This is a genomic window from Idiomarina sp. T82-3 (assembly GCF_001577655.1).
GTDB lineage: Bacteria > Pseudomonadota > Gammaproteobacteria > Enterobacterales > Alteromonadaceae > Idiomarina > Idiomarina baltica.
Genome location: NZ_LSBQ01000014.1, coordinates 1 through 15,787, shown reverse-complemented (window position 1 = coordinate 15,787; position 15,787 = coordinate 1). Strand labels below are relative to the sequence as shown.

The following is a 15,787-nucleotide window of genomic DNA, read 5'->3' as shown; positions in this document are numbered from 1 at the left end:
ACAATCTGACCGACGGAATTAATGTTATGAAAAGAACTTTTCAACCAAGCGTACTAAAACGCAAACGTACTCACGGTTTCCGTGCTCGCATGGCAACCAAAAACGGCCGTAAAGTTATTGCACGTCGCCGTGCACGTGGTCGTAAAGTATTAAGCGCATAAGATAGATAGTGTTCACTCAGTGACGCACTATCATTATGGACGGGAGTTAAGGCTCTTAACTCCCTCGCACTTCCAGACGGTTTTCGATAATCCTCCCGTTAAAGCTGTCACAGCGCATATCACCATGCTTGCCTGCCCTAATCAACTTGGGCATCCCAGAATTGGCGTTACTATCAGCAAAAAACGTGCTAAAACAGCTGTCGCTAGGAATCGATTCAAGCGTCAAGTGCGCGAAACGTTCAGACTAAAACAGCATAATATCCCAGCGTTCGATATCGTTGTTATTGCAAAGCACGGTATTGATACTCTCGATAATGCTCAAATGGCTGATACATTAAATTATCTATGGCGAAAGTTAGCAAAGCGTTGCAAGCAATACCAATCGGCCTGATAAAGTTTTATCAGCTGGTTATTTCGCCGTTAATCGGCCCTCGATGTCGTTTTTATCCGTCATGTTCACATTATGCCTGTGAGGCAATAAAGAAACACGGTACAATACGCGGCATTGGGTTGGCAGCAAAAAGGCTTAGCCGTTGTCATCCGGGTTCCGAAGGTGGTTTCGATCCTGTGCCGGAAGTTTCTTCTGATAACATCGAACCGAATCATTCACAGTCAAAGAAATAGACAAGTAATAGAGACGAAATCATTATGAATTCGCCACGCTCGATACTATTGGTTGCGTTTATTGTTGTGTCGTTCTTTTTGTTCCAACAATGGACAATCGACACTGCCCCAGGCACGAAAGCGCCTCAGCAAACACAACAAACGACGCAGCAAACCGAAGATCAAAATAGCTCCACTGTTCCTCAGTCAGGTTCAAATACCGCAGATACCGCTGTACCTGAGAGTAACAGCCCTAATGCCATCACTAGTAATGGTCGCTTAATCACCGTAGTCACTGACGAACTCGAATTAAAAATCGATTTGAACGGCGGTGATATCGTTTCAGCAAAGCTTTTAGAGTTTGCGGCTACACTCGATTCCGAAGAGCGTTTCCAGTTACTTAAACGTAACAGCAATCACATTTATATCGCGCAATCAGGACTCATTGGCCCTCAGGGTATCGATTCAAATAACGGTCGTGCGCAATATCAAGCTGCTCAAGAGCGATACCGTTTAACCGGCGACACCCTTGAAGTCCCTTTGACTACGCAAACCGAGTCAGGGCTTAATGTTACTAAAACTTTCGTTATCAAGCGCGGGCACTATGATATTGGTGTCAACTATGCGATTGAAAACCAAAGTTCAGAAGCCGCTCAGTTACAGTTTTACGGGCAGTTGCAACAAACAATGACTGCAGGCGAAAGCGGCAGCATGATCATGCCGACTTATTTTGGTGCTGCCTATTCTCAAGATGAAGATAAGTTTGAGAAATACCCGTTTGACGACATGCGTGAGAAAAAGCTGAGCGTTACAACCCAGACAGGTTGGGTTAGCATGCTGCAGCATTACTTTGTTGCCGCTTGGGTCCCTACGCAAACACAGCAAAACAAGTTTTACTCGCAGGTTACACCTTCGAACCAAGCTGTCATCGGCGTTTTATATCCCTCCACCACCGTACAACCGGGTGCATCGCAAACCATCGACGCAACTATATTCGTAGGTCCAAAAGACCAAGACGCGATGGCCAAAGTTGCACCGTATCTTGATTTAACAGTCGACTACGGATTCCTATGGTGGCTCGCTCAACCGATATTCAAATTACTTCAGTTTTTACAAAGCTTTGTCATTAACTGGGGTCTAGCGATTATCTTGATTACCGTGATCATCAAAGCGTTGTTGTTCCCACTGACTAAAGCGCAATATGTGTCAATGGCGAAAATGCGCTTGCTTCAGCCAAAAATGAAGTCTCTGCGCGAACGCTATGGTGACGATCGCCAGAAGATGGGCCAGGCTATGATGAAGCTGTATAAAGAGGAAAAGGTCAATCCTCTTGGCGGCTGCCTACCCATGTTGCTTCAGTTGCCCATATTTTTATCATTATATTGGGTGCTGTTAGAGAGTGTCGAGCTGCGTCATTCATCCTTTGTATTCTGGATCCAAGATTTATCAACCAAGGATCCGTACTACATACTGCCTATTTTGATGGGTATCAGTATGTTTGTAATGCAACGTCTACAACCGACGCCAGCGACTGACCCAATGCAGCAGAAGTTATTCCAGTATATGCCTGTCATATTTACGGTGTTCTTCTTATGGTTCCCGTCTGGCTTGGTACTCTACTGGTTGGTTAGTAACCTGATAACCATTACTCAAATGCTCATTATTTATAAAGGGCTTGAGAAGAAAGGTATTAACGTTCGCGGTAAATAACAGTAGAGCGTAAGAATAAAAAGCCCGGTTTCGACCGGGCTTTGTTTTTTCTGAGCGACTAGCAGCAATTTTCTTGTAAACTAGTCTCTAGATTCATTTTTATTTAGCGTTGAGGTCCCATTTATGAACCCTTCAATACATGAGCCAACGAGCACAGACGATGAGTTCAGTAATGACAGCATCGTCGCACAGGCAACTCCCCCCGGTCGCGGTGGCGTCGGTATTGTTCGTGTTAGCGGTCCTCAAGCAAAACAAGTAGCGAGTGCACTCATTGGCCATTGTCCACCTCCACGTAAAGCTGAATATGTCCCCTTCTATGATAAAGAAGGTCATTTGCTCGATGAGGGCATCGCACTCTTTTTCAAAGGCCCTAACTCATTCACCGGTGAGGATGTGCTGGAACTCCAAGGACACGGCGGCCCTGTTCTCATTGATATGATTATCAAGGCAATTCTAGAATTGCCCGATATTCGTCCTGCTCGTCCCGGCGAGTTCAGCGAGCGCGCATTTTTAAATGATAAACTCGATCTGACCCAAGCCGAGGCTATTGCCGACCTCATCGATACCAACTCCGAGCAAGCCGCAAAGGCTGCGCTGCAAAGTTTAAAAGGCGAGTTTTCTCACAAAATAGACGTCCTGGTCGACGCTGTTATTCACCTACGCATGTACGTTGAAGCGGCGATCGATTTTCCCGATGAAGAAATCGACTTTCTTTCCGATGGCAAGGTCGCCAACGATTTGGCAGAAATCATTGATCAGCTGTTCCATATAGAACAACAAGCCAAACAAGGCACGTTAATGCGTGAAGGCATGCGTATTGTGATTGCGGGGCGCCCAAATGCCGGTAAATCGAGCTTATTAAATGCCTTAGCGGGTCGCGAATCCGCTATCGTCACGGAGATTGCGGGTACGACTCGTGATGTGCTTCGCGAGCACATTCAAATTGACGGAATGCCACTTCATATTATTGATACCGCAGGTTTGCGCGATTCACCCGACCAAGTCGAACGTATTGGTATTGAACGCGCCTGGGATGAGATTCGCCAAGCCGACCGCGTGTTGTTTATGGTTGATAGCCAAGAAACCAGTGCAATTCATCCCGATGATATTTGGCCGGAGTTTTTCGCCCAGTTACCTGATGATATGCCGTTTACGGTCATTCGCAATAAGATCGATCTGACGCAAGAAAACACGGGGTTAACCGAACACAACGGTATCCCAGTAATTCAACTGTCTGCTAAGACAGGGCATGGGATTGAACAACTGCGTGAACACCTAAAACATTGTGTGGGCTATAGCGCCACCTCGGAAGGTAGCTTTATGGCGCGTCGCCGTCATCTCGATGCCTTGGAGAAAGCCAAGTCTCATTTGTTACTCGGACAAGAGCACCTAGAGCTTAACCTTGCCGGCGAGCTACTCGCTGAAGAGCTTCGGCTGACACAACAACATTTAAATGAGATCACGGGCGAATTTACCTCAGACGATCTGTTGGGCCAGATCTTTGGTTCGTTCTGCATTGGGAAGTGAAACGGCCAAAAAGATCGAAAAGCATCCAATAAAATACAAATAAGCCATTGTTTTATAACGAAATTCATTCTATTTCTTTGCAGGCAATTTGATCCGTTTTGCCCCCTCTTGCTCCGTGTGTGCTCCGAGTATAAGTTTTCGGAGCACTCGGAGCACAAAAGGAGCAAAACATGAAAATCACTATCCAAAAACGCGAACCAGACAAGAACGGCCACCGTGCCTTGCGACTGGTCTACTATCACGGTTCCAAGACGGGTCAGAACGGTTCTCGGGCGCAGAAGCGCTCATATGAGCCCCTGAACCTGTTCCTCTACGACAAACCCCGCCTTCCGGCGGAGCGTGAGCACAACAAGACCGTGAATCAGAAGGCTGAGGCCATCCGGGCAAAGCGGCTGTTGGAAATCGAGTCGTCACGACATGGCTTGGATGATCGGACCAAGCTTTCTGCCAGCTTCTTCGATTACTTCGATCAACTGACTGACGAGAAAGCTTCCGGAAGCAAATCCAACCATTCGATCTGGATCTCCACCCGTCATCACCTGCACCGCTTCCATGGCTTGTCTGAACTGACCTTTGAACAAGTCGATAAGCGATTCCTGGAGGGGTTCCGGCACTACCTTCAGCATGAAGCCACCACCAAATCCGGTACCAAACTGGCCAAGAACACGACCAGCAGTTACTTCAACAAGGTTCGGGCTGCGCTCAACCAGGCCTATCGGGATGGCATTGTCCGTGACAACCCGGTTCAACAGGTCAAGTCCATCAAGCCGGAAAACACGAAGCGGACTTACCTGACCCTCGAAGAGGTCCGGGCTCTAACCAAAGCCGAATGCCGGTATGAAGTGCTGCGGCGGGCTTTCCTTTTCTCCTGCACCACAGGCCTTCGCTGGTCAGACATCCACAAGCTGGTCTGGGGTGAGATAGAGGAATTCGCCGATGGCCACTACCGCATCATTTTTCGGCAGAAGAAGCTTGTGAACGCCGGGAACTCACTGCAATACCTGGATCTTCCAGACTCGGCTGTGAGATTGCTAAACCTGGAGAATCGCGGCAAGCCGGGTGATCGCGTATTCAAAGGTCTGAAGTATGACTCCTACACCAACGTTGCATTGGCGCAATGGGTCATGCGAGCGGGTATCACCAAGAGTGTGACTTTCCATGCCGGACGGCACACCTTTGCGGTCAATCAACTGGCCAGGGGTGTGGATATCTACTCGTTGTCCCGGCTTCTGGGCCACAGCGAGCTCAGAACAACGGAAATCTATGCGGACATACTCGAAACTCGCCGTACAGAGGCCATGAGGAGTTTTCCTGACATATTTGAGGAGACACTGGACGAGGTTGGGGAATGTGCAGCCTAAGTGACGAGAGGGGCTTTCAAAGCCCCTCTTTACACCTGCCCCACATCAAACACTCCGCCGTCCTGGTCTTCGATGGCTCACCAGATGCTGAGCAGCCGCCTTTTCGATCTCGTCCGCCGTCGCAATCCGATTCGACTGGAGCCACTTCAGAATATCTGCACGGCGAAAGAAAATCCGGTGACCATTTGGTTTGAAATGAGGGATCTTCTTTTGGGAGGTTAGCTGGTACAGGGTGCTTTTCTTTAGCCCAGTGTATTCCGCACACTCCTCAAGGCTCATGATCTCCTTGTCGGCCTCCGGCGCCTTGCTATCATTGATATGGTCTAAAATGATTTTTTTAAGGATCATCATGTCCTGCAATACTCGCTGTAACATTTCTTTTTCTGTCATCGCTCTACCCCTACACCGCCATAACCAAAGTGGGAAAACTGGGAAATTGGGAACACCACGTCAGTCCTCATGTTCAACCCTCTCCAGCTCTTCAAGTTGCCGCCTAACTTGGTCAGGCCTGAGCGCGAAAAACCGCTGTAAATCTCCATTGGCCCTGGTTTTGTAGGTCCCCCGAGAACGCTCATTACTTACCAGGCAGTCACGCTGTAACAGCACTTCCACTTCCCTCATGTAATGGGTCGGCAGCCCGAGCCGCTTCAGGAAGTGCGATTTATAGATCAACCACAACTCGCGCCCATCGTGTGAGCGTCGAAAACCAGCACCCCCCTGGCCACTCGCTTGTTCAATATCACTGAGACTACGCTCCCAGACTTTCATTGCCCGCTCCAGCGCTTTGAGAAGCCGGAATTCCTCAGAGTTTCTGGAGTGGCCTCTATTATCCAACCAAGCCTTCAGAGTTCTGTGGACTGCCGATAGAGACTCCTCTTCTGACCATGGTAGGATGAAATTTCTGCTTCCGAGACAAAGTGCTGCACCTATCAAGGCAAACCGCCGGATGACACGTTGCACCTGGGATGCCATCTGATCGTTTGACCACGCACCGCTCAAACGACCAACCTCGTGATTTAGATACTGACTGAGCTCAGTGTGACGCTCGGTCAGTAACGAAACCCACTCCCGAATGACTGAGCCGTGGTAGCGCTGACAAGACGATTTAAGCTCGTCCACAAATTGTTGAGGATGCTTGTGACCATGCAATTCGTCGAACGCACCGTAGGTCCCAAACACTGGGAGCTCCACCAGGCGTATTTGCTGACCAGCGCGTAACGGTTTACCGATCTGCTGAAGCAGCTCAGCAATCCAGACTTCACCGCTACTCAACACCAGCGTTCGCCAGTGCGACGTTGCGGCCAGCTCGCCGGAAACGTTTGCGCGTAGCTTCCCTGAGCCGTTCATGATCTGATATATCGCCGTATCGATGTCTTCCGGACGGGCCATACCGATCTCATCCAACGGCAGCAGCATGTCGTTGTGCTCTGAGGAGACTGCCGCTAATCCGTTGCTGGTTGAGATCCAACTGCGGACATAGCGGTTGTTCCCGTAGACGCTGGCTGCCAATTGCAACAAGGTCGTCTTCCCAGTCGACGATGTTCCAACCAGATGGATAGCGCCATTTTCCATCCCAGCAGATGCAATCAGTGGCGCCGCCAGTGCCGTGCCAATGCTGAATATTGCTAATGGATTGCCTCGGCATAGCTGCCCGACATAAGTCTGCCAGTCGCTGAGACTTCCAGACTCCTCTAACGTCGGAGAGCCTGATAATTGGCCTACGAAATGGTACGGTTCTTCAGCTGAGCCGATCGTCCAGTTACTGGTGGCAAATACTCCACCGTGCCAACCCGTTCGATTAACCACTGTCGCCGGTTCGGCCAGAGCCATCTGTTCCAACAGATAGTGCTGAAGCCGGCTCCAGCTCGCCTGCCCGGGTGTCAGTGGATAACCGGTATCAACCAGCATATCCCGTACCTGCCGGGCATTGTCACTGTTGAGATCTCGCGCATACACGACCTCGCGTAACTTCACACCATCGAAATTCTGCCATTCCAGCAACGCTCCGTGCCCGTGCCGTTTGTCAGTTAGCCTGGTGCGAGCCATTACCTGAATCCAGCCACCGACACGCTGCCAATGGTCCCCTGATAAGGCATAGAGCCCGTCATCTTGCAGTTTGTATTGCATATCACGCAGCCCCTCTCACAGCTTGTCCAGCCACGCTTTTACATCCTGGTAGCGAAAGCGAACGGCTCGGCCATTGGGATTTGGCTTCACTGGTGCCGGAAACCGGCCTTGCTTTACGTAGCGCCGTAAAGTTGCCTGTGACATTTTCAAAACAGTGCAAACTTCCTCATAGGTCAGCAAACACTCTTTTGAGGTGGTTATCTGTTTCTTCATGACTACTCCTGATTTTTTGTGAATCAATCGGGGGTAATCATCGGAAATATTCGTCTTGGGGGAGAACCGTGGAATTGCCCTTAAAGGGCACAAAGGCGAGGGTGGATGATAACTTGTTGATAATTAATAGATAAAAATCAAAATAAATTAAAAAAAACAAGTCATTACTGGAAATTTATGGCTTGCGCGAGTGGGTTTTGCGCATTTTATGATCAAATTAGCTATGTGTCTTTCACATGTGAAAGTCAGTGCTCGTTATCAGCTGCATTTTTTGATGCACTGAAACTGATAACCACTTTCTACATCAGCCACTAACCTGAAAATGGTAGCTGTTTACCATCTGACACTTCGGTAATGCCTATTCCCGCTAGAAAGCCGAAGAGCAACGAACAAAAAATCAATGACAAGGTAAACCAAAATAGTACACTTCGTTTTGTAGCTCCCATTGCCATAGCAAATGCGGCCGCAGCATGGACCCCAATAAGAAAAGGACCAAGAAAAGCTAAGCCAGGAACACCGAACTTTTCAAGAATTCGGTGTTTTCTGTCTTTACGTTCAGGTACGGATTCAGCTATATCATCAGTTTCAGATTTTTTTAGCCAACGGCGGACAAAAGCAGTTACTTTTTCACTGGCGTAGATAATCGGTAGTAAAGATACAAGGTTGCCGATAAAGCCAACCATAGCTGCGGGGAACCACGGCAAACCGGCCACTACTCCTAAAGGTACGGCAATCCACACTTCCAGAACCGGAATCGCGGCCCCAACAAATACACTTACATAAAGCATCAACTCATTCATGAAAAAGTTCCTACGCGTTCGCGCTCTTTTTATTAAAAAACAGTACATACAGGCTTGGAACAACGATAAAAGATGCCACGGTTCCCGAGATAAGTCCGCCCATAATTACAACATTAAACGATCTCCATAAGGGATCATTCGCTATGAGTAACGGAAGAAGTCCAAGTATCGTTGTTATTTGGGTTAACATAATTGGACGAAATCGTTCCATCAAAGCCGATTTAAGGGAATCGAGCTCAGATTTCCCCGATTCTTTTTCAATATCGACCTGCTCAATAATTAACATAGCATTCGATACAATAATCCCTATTAAGGCGAATATGGCCAGATTCGCCATAAAATCGAAAGGAAGACGGAAGATAACTAGCGCGAGCAGCAAGCCGATGGCACAAAAAGGTACGCTCAAGACGATAATTGTCACTTTTCTAAACGAATTATACTTATAAATAAACAGTATAATCATTGCTAAGATACACAATGGTAAGAAAGCAAATATCGCTTCTGCTGTAACTTCACTTTCTTCAATCTCACCACCAAACTGTACTTGAACGCCAAATTGCTCTTTTACTTCATCAATAGTGTTTGATATGGAGTTAACTAATTCTTTTGATGTCATTGAAGGATTCAATGCTGTCACCGTGACCGTCGGTGTTAGGTTGCGCTTCTTAATAAGTGACGGATCATGCCTGGTTTCAATGATCGCTATATCAGATAGATATACCGGTTTAGACGAGGACTCGGGGAATACTTGGATATTCTCCAATTGAGATAATGATAAATTCTCCGATAAATTCGTGCTCAGTACGATTGGAATTTGATACTCGCCCTCCCGAAGTACTGAGGCATTTTCTCCCAAACTATGTTCACGGAGTGCTAATAAGATATCCTCACGAGTCACCCCTGTGGATAGAGCTGCGGGACGATCAACCTTTACCAGAAAGTTCGTAACGGAACGTTCCCAATCTTGCTTTACGTTAATAGTGTGCTCTACCTCGTTGAGAGCTCCTTGAATAGCATCTGAAGCCTTTAGAATATTCGATTGCTTGTTACCAATAAGACGAATAGCGGCCTCTCCTGGCGGCGTGGAGCCCATAAAGAACGGGTTGATTTCGAGTTCGGCAAAAGGATATTCAGGAGGCATTTCTGCTCTTAGTTTATCGACAAACTCGCTGACAAGCGTATCTTTGGTGACGTTTACAACAAAATATGCCGAGTGAGGTGCTGGTTCAGGAGGGTTTAAACCAAGGATAAAGCGCGGTCCGCCTTCACTTACATAAGCTGTTGCACCTGTAATTTCCGGGAACCGATCATCATTACTTAGCCACTGAGTCATCTCTTCAGCTACAGCAGCCGTTTGTTCCGCTGGCGTGTTCGCTGGCAGCTCAACAGAAATCTGTAGTTGAGAACGTTCTGAAGGCGGGAAGAACGCCTCTGGGATGGTGCTTGACACAAACAATGCCACTACAAGACTTAAAACCGAAGCACTTAGAAACAACTTCGGACGCGAAATAACCTTGTCCCAAAAGGAAGACATTACGTTCATTACATAGGAAGGTTTACCGCCAGAGATCCCCCGGGTCTTGGACGATTGATTGATAAACCATTTAGCCATGATTGGTGTTAACATCGTAGCGACAAACCATGAAACAAGCAGCATCACACCAATGACAATAGTTAGTGTCTGCATATAAATAGCAGTAATATTGTCAGTGAACACCGGGGGAGCAAAAGCCAATATCACGGTTAAACTAGCAATAAGAATGGGCGTCCCCAGAGTCTTTCCCGCAGATAAAGCAGCCGACTCTCTCTCCTCGCCTTGCGCTACCCTTTTTGAGATGTCTTCAACAATGACCATGGGATTGTCAACGAGTATACCTAAGGCAATGATGAACGACGCAATGCTTACTTCGTTGAGTTCTACGCCAAAAATTCTTAGAAAAACTAACGTGATAACACCCGTGACAGGAACAGCCAGTGCCACCAAAGATCCCGCACGAAGACCCAAGGCAAGTACAGTGACGATCGTCACCACTAGAATAGTTTCGAGCAGCGTTGAAATCATTTTCGATATCACTTGATCAACGACTTTCCCCTGATCAGTGATGGTTTTCATTTGGTAACCTACCGGTAGCTCACTCCCCCATTCGTCCAGCTTACGGCGCAGTTGCTTGTTAAAATCCACCATATTAAGCCCAGGCGCCATATAACCAGCAACAACAATGGCCTGATCACCATCAAGGTATGCTGCACTATTCAGAGGTCTAGCCGGAACCCTGGTGACATCGGCAATATTTTTCAACGGAAGCATAGATCCGTCTGGTAGCGATATCACGGTTTCCTTAACTTCAGCCAGTTCGTCATAACTGCTCTCAACAAAAATTCGGCTTTGCTGAGTATCAAAATTGATACGCGCTACTTCCCCGAGAGAATTGCTCTTACTCAGTTGTAAAAAGATGTCATTAGGGTTCAGCGCATACTGTGATGCCACAAACGGCTTAAGTTCTATTGATATCTGTTCATCGGCAACACCGTGCAACGTAACTTTGTCCATCCCTGGAATACTATAAAGATAATTGCGAAGCTCATTTGCCTTGTCCCTCAACTCTCTAAAAGAATAATCCGTTGCACTTAGCGCTACTGTCATCACGGCTACCGCATCGTAATTATCATTAACGAATGGCCCTGATACCCCCTCCGGCAACTCAGTAAGTACATCGTGCATTCTCGCTCTGACTCTAAGCCACGCATGCGAATAACTTGGCGTACCATCTTTTATTTCAAGAGAGAGATAAATTTCTCCTGCCCTTATTGAGGTCGTAATATTTTTCGTTTCTTCTAATTCTCGCAACGCTCGCTCAATTGGTCGTGCAATAAGGGCTTCTGTCTCATAAACATCTAAGGCTGGGTGGTAAGCCGTTATGATGGTTTGGTTGATAGGTAAGGTGGGCTCCTCCCGAGAAGGGTAATCCGGATATAATGCCAGACCCGTGATCGTTAGTATTATGAAAATAAATAAAACAAGTCGGCTGTTTTTTATCGAAAAAGCAGTAATAGACATTATCGTACTTCCTCAGCCGGTCGAACCTTCTGACCCTCACTGATAAAGGCAGCACCCGCAGCAACATACGAATCTCCTTTCTGAAGATCACTTTTAATCCAGTAGCCACCTTCTTCAGCGTTAACAATACGGATGCCTGCTTTACTAACTCTCCCGGTTTTTTCGTTGTACTGGTAAACAAAAGGATTCCCATCAGTAGGCTCAGCAACAACAGCACTGTGAGGCACAAATATCGCGCCTTCTCCGTCGGGCATTCGATAACTGACGCTAACCACTAATCCTGGCAAAGGGCGTTTTTCTCGGGAAGTGTCGAGACGAAGTCTAACGGGGAAATTTAATCCCTCGTTTGCTCGCTCACCCAAATGCTCGACGGTGGCATTAAAATATGACCCCCGATAGTTCACTGTGATCTCTAGTTCTTTGTCATTTGATATATACTCTGCCAGATCACCGGGAATTGATGAGTCAACGATGAACTTCTCCATGCCGTCAAATGTAAAAGCGACTTGATTTGCAGTGACTTCTTCGAAGGGTTCGACACTACGACTTGAAATGACCCCATCATAGGGTGCCTTGATAGCGGTTTTAGAAAGGTTTCGCTCTGCAAGCCTGATTTGTGCCAGGGCATCACGGAGCGTCGATTGAGCGTTTTCGTATGTCGATCTGGCAGCATCTAAATTCTGTTCAGATACAGAGTTATTTTCACGCAACCGCACGAGTCGCTCATAATTTGTTTTAGCTTCTTCAAATGTAACCCGCGCTTTCTCAGCTTCAGAGCGAGCGCTCTCAAGGGCAAGCCTATAGGGCTCCTGATCCAGAACAGCCATCACATCTCCGGTGTTGAGCTGCGCGCCAATATCGAAGAGAACGTCGTTCACTGTACCATCAACACCAAAAGACAATTGGCTTCGGTTTTCTGTCTGTGTCACTCCTGGAAAACGAATGCTATTAACATAAGCATCGTCGGCCACACTGTTAATCGATACGGCTCTTACGTTTTCTGTAGCAGTTTGGGTCGGTTCTTCACTACAGCCCTGTAACAGCAGTAAAGTACAAATAAGCATGCCTAATACGAAAACTCGATTAGCCCGTGCATAATAAATATGTAACTGATCATTTATATAAATAAGCGATGTCAATTTGTGAAGTCCTATAAACGAAAATACTAAGGTCGAGGTCTTAAAAGCGTTTGTATAAACAGCCTTAACATGTCAGGCGAATACTCGGCGTCAGCCGTTGCAATATGGCAGGATATTCCGTCAATATATGCGAAAATAAAATGAGTTATCTGTTCAGGCGTTAGGTGATTACTAATTACGCCCGTGTCTTGTGACTTTTTAAACATCGAGCACGAAACATCATAAAGCTCCTTGCTTGAATTAAGTACAATCTTCTTTATCTCGGGGTTTCTAGACGATTCCGCGAGTATTTCTAAGTACATAATTGTTCCGGTCGTGTCACCGGTGAGGTGCGCTTCTTTCTCCAGAGCTGTTTGAAAGTCGTCGGCGCTTTCTACTCTTTTGAGGGCAGCCATGTCTCTTGAAAAATATCGCTTGGCGATTTCCAAGATCAACTCATTTTTTGAGGAAAAATATTGGTAGAGGCTAGCTTGACTAACGCCAGCCATTCGAGAAATCTCAGCGATTCCAGCCCCGTGAAAGCCTTTCTTAACGAAGCACTGGATGGCACCATTAATGATTCGCTCTATTTTCGCTTCACGAGCAGCATAATTGATTGGACGGCCAATATTCGACATCTTCACACCTTAATTAAGTGAATAATCATTTATATAATATACCGGTAGCATTGTCAACCATAAAGGTCCTTTCAGAGCCCCATTCAAGCCCTATTAGTAAACATCTACACCAACAATCGCGCAAAGAGTCCTTTTCGAGGCTCTTAAGAGAGGGAGAAGTGCTGGCAGGGAGGTTACTGGACTGAGAGCACGTCGTTTCCACCTGATTTGGAAAAACCACGCACTGGGATTCCGGCGACAACTTATCCAGATTAGTAGCGTATGTGCTGCTCATATCTCCAAGAGGCGACCTATTAGAGCGCATGGAATGGGCTCAAAGTTATCCAAATCAGATAGGTATGTGTAGCGATTGGAAAGTCCTCCAGGAGAGTCCCCGACCGCTGTTGGAGAACTCTCGCTCATTGTGATCGTCCAGCCACTACTTTCCGCCCCAGTTGCCGGGGCGCTGTTCCCACTGCTCAATCAGCATCGTTCCCCATCTGCTTTTCGAACGCCTGTCGAATGAGCCCCATTACATAGGCCAGCTCAGATTCCTCACTTAACCCTACTTCTACATCGCCATTTCCCCAACGTCCGAGGTTGGTCACGTCACGAGCCATCCCTTTCGGATCGCTCAACTCGTGAAACGGCATATTCAGAGACAGTCGCAAACGGGTCTTTTGCGGGACCACATCGACAAAGTTCGTCTCGGCTTTGAACGCTATATAGAGCTTGAGAACTTCTTCAGTGACGCTCGGGTCGAGCGCCTGGACTTCCTTTCGGAGCTGCTCAAATAGAGCGCGCATTGGGGTCCCGTTTGCTAGTTGAGGGTGATCCTCAAGATTGTAGGCTTCTGGTTTGACGGCCACGTTGCGGTAGGTATCGAGGATCTCGTCCGGCAATACCGGAGCCGCCCAAACCCGCACCGCTTCCTGGGCCAGCTTGGCGGCCCGATTCTTAATTGAGTCCTCATTCCATGCTTCTACAGCTCCCAGGCCCTCGTTGAGCCGTAGAGGGCTTTGTTTGAATCCGCCCTGCATATCGCGCTTCTCGATGAAAGCTCGGTCGCTGTACTCTGAGTTGTAGCCCGTAAGAGTCAGGTTACCCAGCGTATGCAGCCAGGTTTCATGCACACGCTTCCATTCCGGACCTAGCTCATCCTTCCATCTAGCAGACAGATTCTCATTCTGCGGCATGATGTGTTCAATCGTGTATTCGTCGACCGGAACCCGCTCCTTGCGCTCGAAATTCTCCAGGCGGCGTAACCAGTAACTCCGGCTGCGGAAATTATAGAGATCGCGTACTGCCAGTTCCCTTTTGAACTCTTCGTCATTCGGAAAACGCCGGTATGACTTCAAACCGAGCAGGTGAGCCTTGACGCTCTCCAGGTAACGGTTCTTCTGCAATGATTTGTGAAAGGTCGCAAAGGTCTTGTTCAGCGAGTTTGTGGGGATGGCACAAACGGCACGACGGAACACATAAGCCTCGATCAGCCGAATAGCGCTATGAAAGTCATCTTGGGACAGATTGTCCTGTTGGTAATCATGGTAAAGTTCCAACAGAAACGGATATGCCACATCGACTTTGAGTTCACGCAGATCTTTAAATGCCATTCCGAGCTGTTTATCTGTTTCTTTCCCCAATGCCATCGCACAAAAATACCGAGCGAAAGCATGTATTTCGGCAACCAATGAATCGACACCAGCACTCGCAACTTCGGCGCGACGTGAATGCTGTTTGAAAGCCTCGTACACTTCATCTAACCGTGGAATTTCCCCGGTTTTAACCGTGAGGTAGTGACGCATGAAGCTGTCAAAGTAAACGCCATAGCCTTCTTGCCCGAATTCCACCTCCATCGGACGCCAGTGGTCGCGATAGAGCCGAGTTTGATGCTCCGGCTCCAGTCCCATCAGCACATAGTTCCGGATCAGGTCAGCCTGGCTCAAAGCTTTTCCTGTGGAATTCATGCTCTCAAAAATGAGTTGCGGGTTATCCTGGTCTCGGCTCAGCGCAATATCAACGATGATGAGCTTTGAAAGGCCCCGGCAGAGGGTTTCCAGTTCCCCGTTTAGCCGCTCAATCTGGCTGTTGAAGAACTCGAAGTTTTCTTGGATTCGAAGAGAACCGTCATCAGGTAACGGCTTCTGCGTGACCAACGCCAGCAGGCTCTCTTTGTCCGTCTGGGTCAATAGCAGTTTGTAAGCTCGCTCACCGTCTTCCAACGGGTTAAGCAGGTAGTAATTGCGCAGCTTCTTAGCCGAAAACCCCTCCAGAGTCTCTGTGTTCCCAAGGTGTCGAGATAGCGCCTCAAGAATCAGCATGGTGGTAGTCAGTCGCTGTTGCCCATCAATGACCAGCAATGGTGATTGACTGGACACCTGATAAAGCCCCTTTATTGAGCGACAATTACGGTGGCCGGTCTAGCGGCAATTATCTTGGCCGGTTGATCTGATAAGGTTCGGCACAGCAGAACGGAGGGAGTTCACTGTGCC

General features: G+C 47.7%; 14 protein-coding genes. 6 read left to right on the top strand and 8 right to left on the bottom strand.

Annotated features, from left to right (window positions below):
* Nucleotides 1-26 precede the first annotated feature (26 nt).
* The 6 genes from rpmH to AWU56_RS09130 all read left to right on the top strand — a co-directional run bounded on the left by rpmH (nucleotide 27) and on the right by AWU56_RS09130 (nucleotide 5,362).
* Nucleotides 27-161 carry a 50S ribosomal protein L34 gene (rpmH, locus tag AWU56_RS09155; protein ID WP_040487621.1) on the top strand — a complete coding sequence of 45 codons (135 nt, stop codon included), beginning with the start codon at nucleotides 27-29 and terminating at the stop codon, nucleotides 159-161.
* Nucleotides 162-180: 19 nt separating this feature from the next.
* On the top strand, nucleotides 181-552 hold the full coding sequence (rnpA, locus tag AWU56_RS09150; RefSeq protein ID WP_040487619.1) for a ribonuclease P protein component: 372 nt from the start codon (nucleotides 181-183) through the stop codon (nucleotides 550-552).
* Nucleotides 507-785 (top strand): membrane protein insertion efficiency factor YidD, encoded by a 279-nt coding sequence (gene yidD, locus AWU56_RS09145; RefSeq protein WP_083773219.1) that lies wholly within the window; start codon nucleotides 507-509, stop codon nucleotides 783-785. Before rnpA ends, yidD begins: the two co-directional genes overlap by 46 nt.
* Before the next feature lie 24 nt (nucleotides 786-809).
* Entirely contained in the window at nucleotides 810-2,474 is a 1,665-nt protein-coding gene (yidC, locus tag AWU56_RS09140) for a membrane protein insertase YidC (protein ID WP_272977464.1), read from the top strand.
* 123 nt (nucleotides 2,475-2,597) lie between these two features.
* Complete coding sequence (gene mnmE, locus AWU56_RS09135; RefSeq protein ID WP_006954805.1) at nucleotides 2,598-4,001, top strand: tRNA uridine-5-carboxymethylaminomethyl(34) synthesis GTPase MnmE; 1,404 nt, start codon at nucleotides 2,598-2,600, stop codon at nucleotides 3,999-4,001.
* Between the two features lie 170 nt (nucleotides 4,002-4,171).
* Complete coding sequence (locus AWU56_RS09130; protein ID WP_104417152.1) at nucleotides 4,172-5,362, top strand: site-specific integrase; 1,191 nt, start codon at nucleotides 4,172-4,174, stop codon at nucleotides 5,360-5,362.
* A gap of 45 nt (nucleotides 5,363-5,407) precedes the next feature.
* On the opposite strand, the gene AWU56_RS09125 is transcribed toward AWU56_RS09130, so the two are convergent.
* The 8 genes from AWU56_RS09125 to AWU56_RS09090 form a co-directional block, all read right to left on the bottom strand.
* Nucleotides 5,408-5,752, bottom strand: a complete 345-nt coding sequence (locus AWU56_RS09125) for a helix-turn-helix transcriptional regulator (protein ID WP_104417153.1) — start codon at nucleotides 5,750-5,752, stop codon at nucleotides 5,408-5,410.
* Between the two features lie 60 nt (nucleotides 5,753-5,812).
* Nucleotides 5,813-7,489, bottom strand: coding sequence for a DUF927 domain-containing protein (locus tag AWU56_RS09120; protein WP_104417154.1), 1,677 nt, complete (start codon nucleotides 7,487-7,489; stop codon nucleotides 5,813-5,815).
* A gap of 15 nt (nucleotides 7,490-7,504) precedes the next feature.
* Nucleotides 7,505-7,702: a helix-turn-helix transcriptional regulator gene (locus AWU56_RS09115; protein WP_104417155.1), complete on the bottom strand. Its 198-nt coding sequence runs from the start codon at nucleotides 7,700-7,702 to the stop codon at nucleotides 7,505-7,507.
* Between the two features lie 311 nt (nucleotides 7,703-8,013).
* A complete protein-coding gene (locus AWU56_RS09110) occupies nucleotides 8,014-8,502 on the bottom strand; it encodes a small multi-drug export protein (RefSeq protein ID WP_165794770.1) in 489 nt (162 codons plus the stop codon).
* A 10-nt stretch (nucleotides 8,503-8,512) separates the two neighbouring features.
* Entirely contained in the window at nucleotides 8,513-11,560 is a 3,048-nt protein-coding gene (locus AWU56_RS09105) for an efflux RND transporter permease subunit (protein WP_104417157.1), read from the bottom strand.
* Complete coding sequence (locus tag AWU56_RS09100; protein ID WP_104417158.1) at nucleotides 11,560-12,699, bottom strand: efflux RND transporter periplasmic adaptor subunit; 1,140 nt, start codon at nucleotides 12,697-12,699, stop codon at nucleotides 11,560-11,562. Before AWU56_RS09100 ends, AWU56_RS09105 begins: the two co-directional genes overlap by 1 nt.
* Nucleotides 12,700-12,725: 26 nt before the next feature.
* On the bottom strand, nucleotides 12,726-13,316 hold the full coding sequence (locus AWU56_RS09095; protein ID WP_104417159.1) for a TetR/AcrR family transcriptional regulator: 591 nt from the start codon (nucleotides 13,314-13,316) through the stop codon (nucleotides 12,726-12,728).
* A gap of 458 nt (nucleotides 13,317-13,774) precedes the next feature.
* Nucleotides 13,775-15,673 carry a GmrSD restriction endonuclease domain-containing protein gene (locus AWU56_RS09090; RefSeq protein ID WP_286682320.1) on the bottom strand — a complete coding sequence of 633 codons (1,899 nt, stop codon included), beginning with the start codon at nucleotides 15,671-15,673 and terminating at the stop codon, nucleotides 13,775-13,777.
* Nucleotides 15,674-15,787 lie beyond the last annotated feature (114 nt).